The 13368-nt window shown below is 39.5% G+C and carries 13 protein-coding genes and 1 tRNA gene; 7 read left to right on the plus strand and 7 right to left on the minus strand.

From position 1 onward, the window contains the following. Positions 1-19: 19 nt before the first annotated feature. The 6 genes from CXY28_RS04440 to der all read right to left on the minus strand — a co-directional run bounded on the left by CXY28_RS04440 (position 20) and on the right by der (position 5519). Entirely contained in the window at positions 20-1783 is a 1764-nt protein-coding gene (locus tag CXY28_RS04440) for an OmpP1/FadL family transporter (protein ID WP_100979627.1), read from the minus strand. After that, on the minus strand, positions 1780-2397 hold the full coding sequence (locus tag CXY28_RS04445) for an HP0838 family lipoprotein (RefSeq protein WP_100979629.1): 618 nt from the start codon (positions 2395-2397) through the stop codon (positions 1780-1782). The genes CXY28_RS04440 and CXY28_RS04445 overlap by 4 nt, the downstream gene beginning before the upstream one ends. Positions 2398-2416: 19 nt before the next feature. Continuing rightward, a complete protein-coding gene (locus CXY28_RS04450) occupies positions 2417-3022 on the minus strand; it encodes an LPP20 family lipoprotein (RefSeq protein WP_001236581.1) in 606 nt (201 codons plus the stop codon). A gap of 547 nt (positions 3023-3569) precedes the next feature. Continuing rightward, positions 3570-3646, minus strand: a tRNA-Arg gene (locus CXY28_RS04455). A gap of 57 nt (positions 3647-3703) precedes the next feature. After that, the gene (locus tag CXY28_RS04460; protein WP_001029098.1) at positions 3704-3988 is read right to left on the minus strand and encodes an HU family DNA-binding protein; all 285 of its coding nucleotides are present in this window, start codon (positions 3986-3988) and stop codon (positions 3704-3706) included. 142 nt (positions 3989-4130) lie between these two features. Then, on the minus strand, positions 4131-5519 hold the full coding sequence (gene der, locus CXY28_RS04465; RefSeq protein ID WP_100979631.1) for a ribosome biogenesis GTPase Der: 1389 nt from the start codon (positions 5517-5519) through the stop codon (positions 4131-4133). 76 nt (positions 5520-5595) lie between these two features. On the opposite strand from der, the gene CXY28_RS04470 reads away from it, so the two are divergent. From CXY28_RS04470 to CXY28_RS04500, 7 genes are all read left to right on the plus strand, one after another. After that, positions 5596-6492 (plus strand): hypothetical protein, encoded by an 897-nt coding sequence (locus CXY28_RS04470; RefSeq protein WP_100974048.1) that lies wholly within the window; start codon positions 5596-5598, stop codon positions 6490-6492. Between the two features lie 74 nt (positions 6493-6566). Beyond that, entirely contained in the window at positions 6567-7355 is a 789-nt protein-coding gene (locus CXY28_RS04475) for a spermidine synthase (protein WP_100974049.1), read from the plus strand. Position 7356: 1 nt separating this feature from the next. Beyond that, a complete protein-coding gene (gene coaE / locus CXY28_RS04480) occupies positions 7357-7947 on the plus strand; it encodes a dephospho-CoA kinase (RefSeq protein WP_100979633.1) in 591 nt (196 codons plus the stop codon). A 58-nt stretch (positions 7948-8005) separates the two neighbouring features. Then, on the plus strand, positions 8006-9367 hold the full coding sequence (gene gatA / locus CXY28_RS04485; RefSeq protein WP_100979635.1) for an Asp-tRNA(Asn)/Glu-tRNA(Gln) amidotransferase subunit GatA: 1362 nt from the start codon (positions 8006-8008) through the stop codon (positions 9365-9367). 9 nt (positions 9368-9376) lie between these two features. Next, positions 9377-10822, plus strand: coding sequence for an IMP dehydrogenase (guaB, locus tag CXY28_RS04490; protein WP_001221704.1), 1446 nt, complete (start codon positions 9377-9379; stop codon positions 10820-10822). 121 nt (positions 10823-10943) lie between these two features. Beyond that, complete coding sequence (locus CXY28_RS04495; RefSeq protein WP_000401209.1) at positions 10944-11624, plus strand: F0F1 ATP synthase subunit A; 681 nt, start codon at positions 10944-10946, stop codon at positions 11622-11624. Between the two features lie 323 nt (positions 11625-11947). Next, positions 11948-12196: an RNA-binding protein gene (locus CXY28_RS04500; protein WP_000790557.1), complete on the plus strand. Its 249-nt coding sequence runs from the start codon at positions 11948-11950 to the stop codon at positions 12194-12196. Between the two features lie 221 nt (positions 12197-12417). Here CXY28_RS04500 and CXY28_RS04505 read toward each other — a convergent pair whose 3' ends face one another. After that, positions 12418-13239 (minus strand): glycosyltransferase family 25 protein, encoded by an 822-nt coding sequence (locus tag CXY28_RS04505; RefSeq protein ID WP_100979637.1) that lies wholly within the window; start codon positions 13237-13239, stop codon positions 12418-12420. Positions 13240-13368: the final 129 nt, after the last annotated feature.

Here is a 13368-nt window from a genome sequence, read left to right on the forward strand (position 1 = left end):
TTTGATGATTTGGCATGTTTTACCAGCGATAGCCTAAAGAAGCGCTAAAGATTCTCAATTGCCCAATACTTGGGGATTGATACAAACTGGAGCGGTTGCTTTTAAAAGTGAAACTCCCCGCTACGCCCAAATCAAAGCCCCTAAAATTGTATTTAGTCCCAAAAGCCACGGTATAGCCATTAGAATCCGGAATGCCTATCGCGTCTTGGGGGCTTGGGGCTTGGTCGTAATCAATAGCGCCCATTAAACGCAAGCTTTTGCCCATGTAAGTTACCCCTAATCTAAAGGTGTTGGTGTCCCTCCAGCCAGCCCCCATGTTCATCACGCTTTTAAAATTCGCTAAGCCTACCATTTTTTTAAGCGTTTCAGAGTCTAGTGAAGCCACCGTTCCGCTTAAGCCCTTGTAAGTAGCGTTCGCAAAATCAGGGGTTACTAAAAATTTATTCCCTTGACTCCAAAAGGTGCGCTCAAACACCCCCTCTATTCTTAAATGGTCTTTAAAAAATTGGTGGGCGTAGGCTAGGCTTAGGGTTTGGGGGAGTGAAACATTGATATTCAAGCTGCCTTTAGTCAAAACGCTCCCTAAAGAAGGGCCAAGCTCTGTGATAGCCACTAAACCTCCTTTCATATTAAATGTAACTGAAGAATTATACACCACAGAAAACATGCCATGATCAAAGATACGCAAACTCGAACCCACTCTATACCCCCCTGATACGCCTTGCCCGTTGGATTTTTGCACGACTTGAGTCGTGCCATAAAGATTCGCGCTCGCTTTGATTAAGCCGCTATAACCCATGATTTTTTTCAAGCCGTTATAAAACTCTTGACAGCTCTGATCGCTCATATCCCCACCGGCTTTTTGGCAATTAAGGGCCGGCTGGTAGCCAATATTGCCCAATAAAGTCATCATGTTGCTTGGCACTTGATCGGCAAAAACATTGTTGGGTAAATTTAAGATTTGCTCCGCGCTCAAAACCGAAGCGCCCTCTAAAGGCACATAAACGGTGTTATTAAAGCTCCCGGTTGCATAAAGCCCCCTTAAGCCTACGCCCACGGAAAAGCGCTTATTAACAGTATAGCTCATGCTAGGGGCGAGCTCTACCATCATGATAAACACGTCATGCAAAAATTCCCCCCCCTTACCATTCCATTTCATGCCTAACCCGCTAGGAGCGGTGAAACTCCCCCCAAAAGTGAAGCCGTTATGCGTGCGGGTTTTATAAAAGAATTTGGGTAAAACGAAATTAGTCGTTCCCGTCCAGCCATTCACGATTTGAGAATCAGGATTTGAAGCGAGGGTTACAACTTTTTGATTGGTTAGATTCATAAGCCCTTGAACACGATTGATTGCTTGTGATAAGCCATTGGTAGCGGCCGTATTGCCAAGCGCTTTAAGGATATTGCCAAGCCCTATAGTGTTGATGATGCCTAAAATATTTTGTTGGCTTTTATCAATTTCTAAACTCGTAACCGAATACAAGCCTTGGTTAGTCGTAGGGACTTTAAAGCTAAAGGCCGGGATATTAATCACGGTGGTGGTCATTTCAAATTCGCTTCTGTTTTCACCCCAATCGTTAGTAAAGCCCATATTCGCCGGGTTGTAAAAGGAAGCGTCAGCGCCCCTAGCCCCAGCGACATACGCCGAGCCTAAAGCCGTGCCATTTAGGCTTTGCTCTTGGATTTTAAAGCCATTGGCATAAGAAAGCAAGGGCAGGCTCAGAGCGATTAAATGGCGTTTTTTGAGCTTTTTAAAACAACAAAGTGGGGAAAAGTTTTTCATTGAAGCTCGCTATCAGCGTTTTCATTATCTTCTAAATCTTGCAAAGAAGGCTCATAGGGTTCAATCCTAATAGCAATTTTTTGCGTCAAATTCTGGAAAGAAATCAGGCCATTTTTTCTTTCATAAAGGATAATTTCCCCGCTTTTTTGAAACCTTTGGATCACGTATTCAGGGGTTAAGTGGCGTTTTCCTAAACCTTTAAAAATATCCCTCCCTAAAACAATATCATCAAACAAATCCCCATAACTCACCTTACCAAACAAATCCCTTGCAGCAATCCATTTAGCCGAACATTTTTGGCTAAAACAAATGTTTCGTTTAGTCATATAAATATCGCCCACTCTTTGGCTGAGCTTATAAAGGGTTACTTCAATATTATGGTCTTTATCGGTTTTAATCGTGCCGTAATCATAAAAGCGAAAAACCGGCGTGTTAATATAAATGAGCCTGAATTGGCGCAAGGCATTCAAAGTCTCTTCTCTTTTTTTATTGGCTTCTTCTTGTCTGATCTGCTCCCTAGTTTTGGGGGTTTGCTTAGAAAAAGGGTGCTTAGAGCAAGAGGCAAAAAAAAGCGTCATGAAAAATAATAAAAAAGCGTTTTTAAAATACCGCATGGTTATAGAGTAAGAGGGTTTATCCTCTCGCTCCGCTCAAAATACGATACCAAATCCTGCCGTCTAACTTAAGCTCCATGCTCACTTGACACAAGCCGTCTTTATAGATGGTCTCAGTGATTTCAGCGTTACGAATGAGAGCGTTGACTCTCGTTTTAATCACGGAATTTTGTAAAACCATGTCTTTGACGGTGTCTTGAGCGTTCACTCTAATACCATACATTTTTTCACCCAACTGGCGGTAGCCATCAACAATAGCGGCTCGCTTGGCCAAAGCTAGAGCTTGAGAGGGCGAAATGGTGGATTCTGGAGCCACACCCATGCCCACTGCGTTCAATTCAATGACATTATTAGGCGTGAGAATGGGGGTGTTAGGGATAGCGTTAGTGGGGTTAGAGCTAATGATGGGCTGATTGTTATTCTCAAAGCGTGGGCTTGGGAGAGGCTGAATACTCTTTCTGGGGGTGAAATTGGTTGGGGGATAAATGGGGGCTTGCAACCCGTTAGCTGAAGGGGGGATTAGTTGGGCGTTAGTGTTACGCTTTTTAAAGAGACTGCAACCGCTTATCAAAAGAGTGGCAACGAGCAACGAATTAATACCAAAAAAGGCAGAGTGCAAACGCATGGGCATTTCCTTAAAATGAGTTCATCAAGTCTATTATATCATTTTTGAATGGATTTGTCATGCGGACATTCTTATTAAGCTTATAGGGCTAGTGAGCTTTAAGTTTAAAGTCTAGGGGGTTATGATTTATTTTTTGGCTTTCCTAAATTTTTAATAGGGATAACTCAATTTTTAAAAAAAGGGATTTTAATGGCTTGATTGTATCGTTTTAAGGTTTTATTTTATGATAAAACCCATTTTTTGAGTTTGATTTTTAAACCCATTTCTTAATTAGGATAGGGGGCATTTTGAAAAATCCTCCCCTACAACCCACAACTAAAACCCCCTTAAAGAGTGCTTTTTAAGAGGTTATCGCTTGCTTTTTGAAAGATCTTTTTAATTGTAAAAAATGCTTTGAATATTTTTTAAATAAGATGAAAAATAAAATATTTTTTTGAGTACTTTTTTAAGGATAAGGTTAAATTTTTAATTTCTTTTAACTACCTTTTTCGCAAACAACACAAACAACGACTGTTTTAAATCCCTATGGTAGTAAAAATAATGCGAGTGGTGTCCTTGGCGGGATTCGAACCCACGACCTTACGATTAGGAATCATACGCTCTATCCAGCTGAGCTACAAGGACATAAGAAAGCAAGAAGCTTACCATCTATTGATAAGCCCCTTGCTGAGTGGATTAGATTTACTTGCCTTCTTCAACTTTTTGTTTAAGGATTTTGCCGGGTTTGAATTTAGGTACTCGTTTGTCTTCGGTTTTATAAGTTTTATCGCTTCCTGGAACTTTACCTTCTTTGCCTTTTTGCTCTGCGGTTTCAAATTTGCCAAAACCAATCAACTCCACGCTTTCACCCTTGCTTAAAGCTGTTTCTACCGCTAGAGTAAAGGCGCTGATCGCTTCTTCGGCTTCTCTTTTGCTGCTGTATTTACCCGCTTCTTTAACCAAATCAATAAATTCCGCTTTGTTCATGTGGATAACCCCTTTTCTAATAGATGCTAAAACCAAGCGATTTAACCGCCTAGCTTGACTGATTGAGCGGTAATTATAATCAAATCCTAAAGATAAATCAAGCAAAAAACGCTTTTTTAGGGGGGTTTAACGCATAAAAAATTTAATTTTGTTGGGCGCTTTTTTTATCTTTAGCGTTAAGGATTAAGGGCGTGCCTAAAAAATTAAATTCTTTCCTTAAAGTGTTGATCAAATAGCGTTTGTAACTGAAATGCAAGGCTTTAGGGCGATTCATTACAAGAGAGATTTGAGGGGGTTTGGTGGCAAATTGCGTGGCGTAATACACTTTCACTAATTTTCCGCCATCGCTTGGCAAGGGGTGTTTTTGGGTGGCTTGAAAAATCACGCTATTGAGTGAGCTTGTGGGAATGCGTTTGGAAAAACACTCATAGACTTCTATGATTTTATGCTTGATTTCATCTATATGGCGCGCTTTTAAGCAACTGGTTGTGATCACAGGGGCGTATTCTAAAAAGCGGAATTTCCTTTTTAAGGTTGCCATGATCTCTTCATAAGGGGCGTAGCGGATGTCCCATTTGTTTAAAACAAGAATGATGCCTAAAGAATGTTTATCCGCTAAGGAGCTGATCTTTTCGTCTAATTCCACAAAAGGAGCGCTCACGTCTAAAACTAAAAGCGCGATGTGGGATTTTTCTAAGGCTTTTTGCGTGCGTTCTAGCGCGTATTTTTCAATGCCTAAAATTTTACCCCTATGCCTGATGCCAGCGGTATCCACAAAGCAGATTTTTTGATCGCCTATTAGAATAGTTTCATCTATGGGGTCAATGGTAGTGCCAGCCATGCTAGAGACAAGGCTCCTTTCTTTTTTCGTGAGCGCGTTTAAGAGCGAACTTTTGCCCACATTCACCCTCCCAATGATGCCCACTTGAATGATTTCTTCTTCTTTAGTTTCTTCTAAAGCGTTATTAGGGGTTTCTAAGCTTTCTAAAATATCCGCATCCAAATCTTGCTCTATGATTTGGTTTAAATTCAGTGCGTTCAATATCGCATCAATTAATGCACTAATGCCTCTATTGTGCGAAACGGAGATGTTAAAACTCTTGGGAATGCCAAAAGAAGAAAACGCATAAGCTCGCTCTTTTTCTTTGTCGTTATCAATCTTATTGATCACTAAAAAGCAGTTAGGGTTGGTTTTAAAAACCTCTCTAAAAAGCTTGATGTCTTCATCGCTAGGGATAGACTTGCCATCCACAACGTATAAAATCAAATCGCTCATTTGAGCGGCTTTTAAATTAAGGGCTTTGATTTCTTTAGACAAAAGAGCGTCTTTAGCCATGCCCCCTGTATCTAACAATTCCACTTCATGACCATTCAATGCGATTTTTCGTTTGTTAATGTCTCGTGTAGTGCCTACAAAATCTGAAGTGATAGCGATCCTTTCTCTAGCCAGGCGGTTAAATAGTGAGCTTTTCCCCACATTAGGCTGGCCTAAAATCGCAATGGTTTTTAAAGTTTTAGGGCTTGTATTCATCTTTTTTATCGCTTCAATTTAATCAAAATTAGATTACAATATTATAGTTATTTAAAGCTTAAATAAGGGTCTGGCATTGTTTTTAGTCAAAAAAATAAGCGTGGTAATAATGATTTTAATATGCTTTTTAGCTTGCTCGCAAGAGAGGTTTATTAAGTTGCAAAAAAAAGCCCAAGAGCAAGAAAATGACGGCTCTAAACGCCCTAGCTATGTGGATTCGGATTATGAAGTCTTTAGCGAAACGATTTTTTTAAAAAACATGGTGTATCAGCCTACAGAAGAAAGAGATGCTTTCGCCCAACTGACTAAAGATGGAAACGATTCTTTTAACCCCGAAACTTCTGTGATTTTATTGAATGAGCCAAGCGATAATGATGCAAAAAATCCGCCCTTATACCAAAATGAGTTTCATAACAACAACACTGCCAATAACGATACAAAAAACCCGTTCCTTTACAAACCGAAAAGAAAAACAAAAAATCCAAAGCTCATTGAATATTCCCAACAAAATTTCTACCCCCTAAAAAATGGGGATATTGTGATGAGTAAAGAAGGGGATCAATGGCTGATAGAAATCAAATCCAAAGCCTTGAAGCGTTTTTTAAAAGATCAAAACGATAAAGATCGCCAGATCCAAACTTTCACTTTTAATGACACTAAAACGCAAATCGCGCAATTTAAGGGCAAGATTTCTTCGTATGTTTATACCACCAGTAACAGCGATTTGAGTTTAAGGCCCTTTTATGAATCCTTTCTCTTAGAAAAAAAGAGCGATGATTTTTATACGATAGGGGCGATAGGGGATAAGGCTTTAGACGCCATTGAGATTTCAAAGTGTCAAATGGTGTTAAAAAAGCATTCAACCGATAAATTAGACAGCCAGCATAAAGCCATCAGTATTGATTTGGACTTTAAAAAAGAGCGCTTTAAGAGCGATACGGAACTTTTTTTAGAATGCCTTAAGGAAAGTTAGGGCGTTTATTACAATAATTTAGATTTTTTGGATAGCATATAAATTAAATATTACAAAGTGATGAGAGAATGTCAATGTGGATCACCCAAGAAATCACGCCGTATTTGCGTAAAGAATACACCATAGAAGCGAAATTACTAGATGTTAGAAGCGAGCATAATATCTTAGAGATTTTTAAATCTAAGGATTTTGGTGAAATTGCGATGCTTAACCGCCAATTGCTGTTTAAAAACTTTCTTCATATTGAAAGCGAGTTGCTCGCTCATATGGGGGGTTGCACCAAGAAAGAGCTTAAAGAAGTTTTGATTGTGGATGGGTTTGATTTGGAATTAGCCCACCAGCTTTTTAAATACGACACGCATATAGATTTTGTGCAAGCGGATGAAAAGATTTTAGACAGCTTCATTAGTTTTTTCCCCCATTTCCATGAAGTGAAAAACAACAAGAATTTCACGCACGCTAAACAACTCTTAGATTTAGACATTAAAAAATACGATTTGATCCTTTGCTTGCAAGAGCCGGATATTCATAAAATAGATGGTTTAAAAAGAATGCTTAAAGAAGATGGGGTGTTTATTTCGGTAGCCAAACACCCATTATTAGAGCATGTGAGCATGCAAAACGCCCTTAAAAACATGGGCGGAGTTTTTTCTGTTGCCATGCCTTTTGTAGCGCCTTTAAGGATTTTGAGCAATAAGGGTTATATTTACGCTTCTTTTAAAACCCACCCCTTAAAAGATTTAATGACGCCAAAAATAGAAACGCTAAAAAGCGTGAGATACTATAACGAAGACATTCATAGGGCTGCATTCGCTTTGCCTAAAAATTTACAAGAAGTCTTTAAAGACAATATCAAATCTTAAAATGGTTTTAAAAAACGCTATCGCTCTGACAGGGGGGATAGGTACCGGTAAAAGCACCACCATTAAAATATTAGAATCGCAAGGTTATAAAATTTTAGATGCGGATAAGATCGCCCACCAATTATTGCAAGAGCACCGGTTTAAAATCGCCCAACATTTTGGATCAGAGATTATAGAAAAAGATATTTTGAATCGCAAAAAACTTGGCGCGATCGTGTTTCAAAATACTAATGAGTTAAAATGGCTAGAAGATTTTTTGCACCCCTTAATCCGTGAATGCATGCTTAAAAAAGCCTATGAATTAGAAAAAAATCATCAAGCGTATTTTTTAGACATCCCTTTGTTTTTTGAAGTGGGAGGTAAAAAACGCTATCCTGTGAGTAGGGTGGTGTTAATCTATGCGCCTAGGGCTTTACAAATTGAGCGCCTTTTAGAGCGAGACAAACTCAAAGAAACTGAAATTTTGCAGCGCTTAGCTTGTCAAATGGATATAGAGCAAAAACGCGCCATGAGCGATTACATCATAGACAACAGCTCCAGTTTAAAAGATTTAAATAAGCGAGTTGAACGCTTTTTAAAAACGCTCTTATAAGCTCGTTTTATATGTAAGCATGTTAAACTACCATTAAATTTTTTGTAAGGCTAAAAACATGATCACTTTAAAACAAGCCCTTTCTTTATCCCAAGATGAATTAGAAACCCTTAAAAACGAAATTGACGCTAAGGTCAGAGCTTCAGATTTGAACGCTTATATTAAAGCCCCTAGCCTTAATGGCGCTAGCGCTAAAGGGGTGCCGATCCTTATTAAAGACAATATCAGCGTTAAGGGGTGGGAAATCACTTGCTCCAGTAAGATTTTAAAAGGCTATATCGCTCCTTATCATGCGAGCGTGATGGAAAACTTGCACCAAAACAGCATGGCAGGGTTTGGGCTTTCTAACATGGACGAGTTTGCGATGGGAAGCACCACAGAGTCTAGTTGCTATGGGATCACTAAAAACCCACGAGACAAAAACAGAGTGCCTGGAGGGAGTAGCGGAGGAAGTGCAGCAGCTGTGGCAGGCGGCTTAGCGGTGGCGGCTTTAGGGAGCGATACGGGCGGGTCTATCAGGCAGCCGGCGAGCTATTGCGGGTGCGTGGGGTTAAAACCCACTTACGGGAGGGTGAGCCGTTATGGTTTGATCGCGTATTGCTCTAGTTTTGATCAAATTGGGCCTATCACGCAAAATGTAGAAGACGCTTCTCTTTTATTTGATGCAATTAGTGGGTATGATAGCAAGGACTCCACGAGCGCGAATCTCAAACCCACGCAAACCTTTAAAAACCTTAACAGAGACAAACGCTTTAAAATCGCTGTCTTAAGAGATCACATTAAAGATGCGAGCAATGAAGTGCAACTCGCTTATGAAAACACCCTTAAAGCCTTGAAAGAAATGGGGCATGAGATTGTGGAAAAAAAGATGTTGGATTCGCATTATCAAATCTCTGTCTATTATATTATCAGCATGGCTGAAGCGAGTTCGAATCTGGCCCGATTTGATGGGGTGCGTTATGGGAGGAGGGCTCAAAATATTAAAGATTTGAAAGAATTGTATCTCAAAAGCCGCAGTGAAAGTTTTGGCGATGAGGTGAAACGGCGCATCATGTTAGGGAATTTTGTCTTAAGCAGCGGGTATTATGACGCTTATTATTTGAAAGCCCAGCAAATGCGTTTGATGATTAAAGAGCAATACAACAAGATTTTTGAAGAAGTGGATTTGATTTTCACCCCTATAGCTCCCACGAGCGCCCATTTATTCAATTACCATGCAAGCCCTCTAGAAATGTATTTGAGCGATATTTACACGATTGGGGCGAATTTGAGTGGTTTGCCGGCCCTTTCCTTGCCGGTCGCTAAAGATCCTTTAGGCTTGCCCATAGGGATGCAATTCATTGCTAAGGCTTTTGATGAGCAAAGCCTTTTAGATGTTTCTTACGCTTTAGAGCAAGAATTAGATTTAAAATTAGATTAAGGATAGAAAATGAGAATTTTACAAAGGGCTTTGACTTTTGAAGACGTGTTGATGGTGCCTAGAAAGTCTAGCGTTTTACCTAAAGATGTGAGCTTAAAGTCTCGCCTAACTAAAAACATTCGTTTGAATATCCCCTTTATTAGCGCGGCTATGGATACGGTTACAGAGCATAAAACCGCTATCGCTATGGCGCGCCTTGGGGGTATTGGCATCGTGCATAAAAACATGGATATTCAAACGCAACTCAAAGAAATCACTAAAGTTAAAAAAAGCGAAAGCGGGGTGATTAATGATCCTATTTTTATCCATGCACACAGGACGCTAGCGGACGCTAAAGTCATAACGGATAATTATAAGATTTCAGGCGTGCCTGTGGTAGATGATAAGGGGTTGTTGATCGGGATTTTAACCAACAGAGACGTGCGCTTTGAAACGGATTTGAGTAAAAAAGTGGGCGATGTGATGACTAAAATGCCTTTAGTTACCGCTCATGTGGGCATTAGTTTGGATGAAGCGAGCGATTTGATGCACAAGCATAAGATTGAAAAATTGCCTATTGTGGATAAAGATAATGTTTTAAAAGGCTTGATCACGATCAAGGACATTCAAAAACGCATTGAATACCCTGAGGCCAATAAAGATGATTTTGGGCGCTTGAGAGTGGGGGCGGCTATTGGAGTGGGGCAGTTGGATAGGGCTGAAATGTTAGTTAAAGCGGGGGTAGATGCGTTGGTATTAGACAGCGCGCATGGGCATTCGGCGAACATTTTACACACTTTAGAAGAGATTAAAAAAAGCTTGGTAGTGGATGTGATTGTGGGGAATGTGGTTACTAAAGAAGCCACAAGCGATTTGATTAGCGCGGGAGCGGACGCTGTTAAAGTGGGTATTGGGCCAGGAAGCATTTGCACCACTAGGATTGTGGCTGGGGTGGGAATGCCCCAAGTGAGCGCGATTGATAATTGCGTAGAAGTGGCGTCTAAATTTGATATTCCTGTGATTGCAGATGGAGGGATTCGCTATTCAGGCGATGTGGCTAAGGCTTTGGCTTTGGGAGCATCAAGCGTGATGATAGGCTCTTTACTCGCTGGCACAGAAGAATCGCCAGGGGATTTTATGATCTATCAAGGGAGGCAATATAAAAGTTATAGGGGAATGGGCAGCATTGGGGCTATGACTAAAGGGAGCTCTGATAGGTATTTTCAAGAGGGCGTAGCGAGTGAAAAGTTAGTCCCAGAAGGCATTGAAGGGCGTGTGCCTTATCGTGGTAAGGTTTCGGATATGATTTTCCAATTAGTAGGGGGCGTGCGTTCTTCTATGGGGTATCAGGGGGCGAAAAATATTTTGGAATTGTATCAAAACGCTGAATTTGTAGAAATCACTAGCGCGGGGTTAAAAGAAAGCCATGTGCATGGCGTGGATATTACTAAAGAAGCCCCTAATTATTATGGGTGAATTTTAAAAGAAAACAGGATAAATCGTTAAAAAACTCGTTAAAAAGCTTGGTTTAATGAGTTTTTAAAACTTAATTGCTACAATTAAGGAAATTTTCAATAAGGCTTAGAGAAACTTTTTCATGGAACACAGAGTATTTACTATTGCTAATTTTTTTAGCTCCAATCATGATTTTATCACTGGGTTTTTTGTCGTTTTGACAGCGGTTTTGATGTTTTTCATTTCGCTTGGCGCGTCGCGCAAAATGCAGATGGTGCCTATGGGTTTGCAGAATGTGTATGAGAGCATCATTAGCGCGATTTTGAGCGTGGCTAAGGATATTATAGGCGAAGAATTAGCCCGCAAATACTTCCCCCTAGCTGGCACGATCGCTTTGTATGTCTTTTTTTCTAACATGATAGGCATCATTCCTGGCTTTGAATCCCCTACGGCTAGTTGGAGTTTTACGCTGGTTTTAGCGCTGATTGTGTTTTTTTATTACCATTTTGAAGGCATTAGAGTGCAGGGCTTTTTCAAGTATTTCGCTCATTTTGCAGGCCCTGTGAAATGGCTCGCCCCTTTCATGTTCCCTATTGAGATCATCTCGCATTTTTCTAGGATCGTGTCTTTATCGTTTCGTTTGTTTGGGAATATCAAGGGCGATGACATGTTCTTGCTCATCATGCTTTTATTAGTGCCTTGGGCTGTTCCTGTAGCACCCTTTATGGTTTTGTTTTTTATGGGGATTTTACAAGCTTTTGTTTTTATGATCCTCACTTATGTGTATTTGGCAGGGGCTGTTTTAACCGATGAGGGGCATTAAGCAAAACATTCTTGTTTGGCTTTAATGTTGTTTTTTTAAAACTTTGTTTTATGGTAAAGCTTTTAAAAGGATAGGGGGTGATTTTGAAACCATGTTCTCCTTATCCTTTGATAACGCTTTTTAAAATTACTGCTTGCTTGTGTAAGTTCTATTTTATTATCAATACCCAATTTTAATAGCTTTTATAATTTTTTAAGCAATCATTAGATAAAATCCACCATACTTCTGTTTTGGATGTGTTTGGGTTTTAGAAGTGTTACTTTTTTATAACTTTTTCATATTCTTATGGGTATGTTGTCATTTTTTTACCGGAGAATTTTATCTTGAAAAACATTTATGTAGGGAATTTGGTTTATAGTGCTACCAGTGAGCAAGTCAAGGAGCTTTTCAGTCAATTTGGCAAAGTTTTTAATGTCAAGCTGATTTATGACAGAGAAACGAAGAAACCTAAAGGTTTTGGCTTTGTAGAAATGCAAGAAGAGGGCGTTAGTGAAGCGATTGCTAAATTGGATAATACGGATTTTATGGGCAGAACGATTAGGGTAACCGAAGCCAATCCTAAAAAGTCTTAATCTTAAAGCATTAGAAAATTAGAAAATAATTTTCTAATGCGTTTCATTCTTTTAATGCGTCTTATTTTAGATTGCTTATAGAAGCTAAAAGGGGTTAAAAACCCTTTTAAAATCCACTCAAAATTTCAATCCATTCTTAAAAGCGATTAAAAACGAGCTTTATTCTAATCAAATAGGGACAGCTAAAGCTTTAAAACGCTCTTTAGTATTTTTATTATTGATTATACAAACTGCCAATATTTCAAATATTTAAAATGGAGTTCTCTCATTAGGGCGATTTTAGGGCTATAGGGTTCTTCTTTTCGCGCTATCGTAGAGATTTGCTCATCATCAGCGATCACAAAAGGTTGTAACACCAGATTTTTCACGCCATGGATAAAAATAGCGTCCATTATCGTATCCACAGGAACAACCCATTTTCGGCTGTTCTTTAAAAAAACTTTGGCAATCTTGGGCGTGATCACATAGCCTTGCGTTCCCACCCCATGACTATAAGCTTTAATGATCCCCACACGCTCTTGTATCTCGTGGTTTTTATGGTTCAATGGCTCACTTTTAACATTGGGGTCATATAATAAATGCATCAAGCGAACATAGCCTAACTCTTGGATGTGTTTTTCTAAAAAATCCAATCCCTCTTTAAAATCCTCTTTCAAGGTTATATCGTCTTCTAAAATACAGATCGCTTCATTGAGTTCTATGCATTTTTCCCACAAGGAATAATGGCTCGCATAGCACCCAAGCTCTCCCAAGCTCATAAACTTCGCATGGTATTTTAAAGCGTAATAAAACTTAGAAACCCCACTGATGAGATTGGTTGTGATCCCCATGTCTTTGATGTTTTGCGCGATGAAATAAGGGTGTAAATGCTTTTTCACTAAGGGGTGCAACCCGCCTTCAAAAGTTTTAGAATAAATCGCATCAAAAATTTGCGCCTTGTGGCGGGTGGCATTGATGCTATTGAGTAAAGTCGTGGTGTCTCTAAAAACCAAACCAAATTTATCGCACACTTTTTGATTTAAAGAAATAATAAAAACACGCAAAGCTTAAACTCCCATAATTTTTTAACAGAGTATATCGTTTTTAGGCTCTGTTTATAATAAAACTCTTAAGAGAATAGGGGGTATTAAAATAGTTCTCCCCCCTACAACCCCCAACTAAATCCCCACAAC

The sequence above is a fragment of the Helicobacter pylori genome, from assembly GCF_002832345.1.
In the GTDB taxonomy this organism is placed as follows: domain Bacteria; phylum Campylobacterota; class Campylobacteria; order Campylobacterales; family Helicobacteraceae; genus Helicobacter; species Helicobacter pylori_CP.

Bases quoted from the DNA above. Each gene is read 5' to 3' on its own strand.
- CXY28_RS04475 (WP_100974049.1), top strand. From the start codon at position 6,567: ATGTGGATCACCCAAGAAATCACGCCGTATTTGCGTAAAGAATACACC.
- gatA (WP_100979635.1), top strand. From the start codon at position 8,006: ATGATCACTTTAAAACAAGCCCTTTCTTTATCCCAAGATGAATTAGAA.
- guaB (WP_001221704.1), top strand. From the start codon at position 9,377: ATGAGAATTTTACAAAGGGCTTTGACTTTTGAAGACGTGTTGATGGTG.
- CXY28_RS04445 (WP_100979629.1), bottom strand. From the start codon at position 2,397: ATGCGGTATTTTAAAAACGCTTTTTTATTATTTTTCATGACGCTTTTT.
- CXY28_RS04440 (WP_100979627.1), bottom strand. From the start codon at position 1,783: ATGAAAAACTTTTCCCCACTTTGTTGTTTTAAAAAGCTCAAAAAACGC.
- CXY28_RS04495 (WP_000401209.1), top strand. From the start codon at position 10,944: ATGGAACACAGAGTATTTACTATTGCTAATTTTTTTAGCTCCAATCAT.
- der (WP_100979631.1), bottom strand. From the start codon at position 5,519: ATGAATACAAGCCCTAAAACTTTAAAAACCATTGCGATTTTAGGCCAG.
- coaE (WP_100979633.1), top strand. From the start codon at position 7,357: ATGGTTTTAAAAAACGCTATCGCTCTGACAGGGGGGATAGGTACCGGT.
- CXY28_RS04460 (WP_001029098.1), bottom strand. From the start codon at position 3,988: ATGAACAAAGCGGAATTTATTGATTTGGTTAAAGAAGCGGGTAAATAC.
- CXY28_RS04450 (WP_001236581.1), bottom strand. From the start codon at position 3,022: ATGCGTTTGCACTCTGCCTTTTTTGGTATTAATTCGTTGCTCGTTGCC.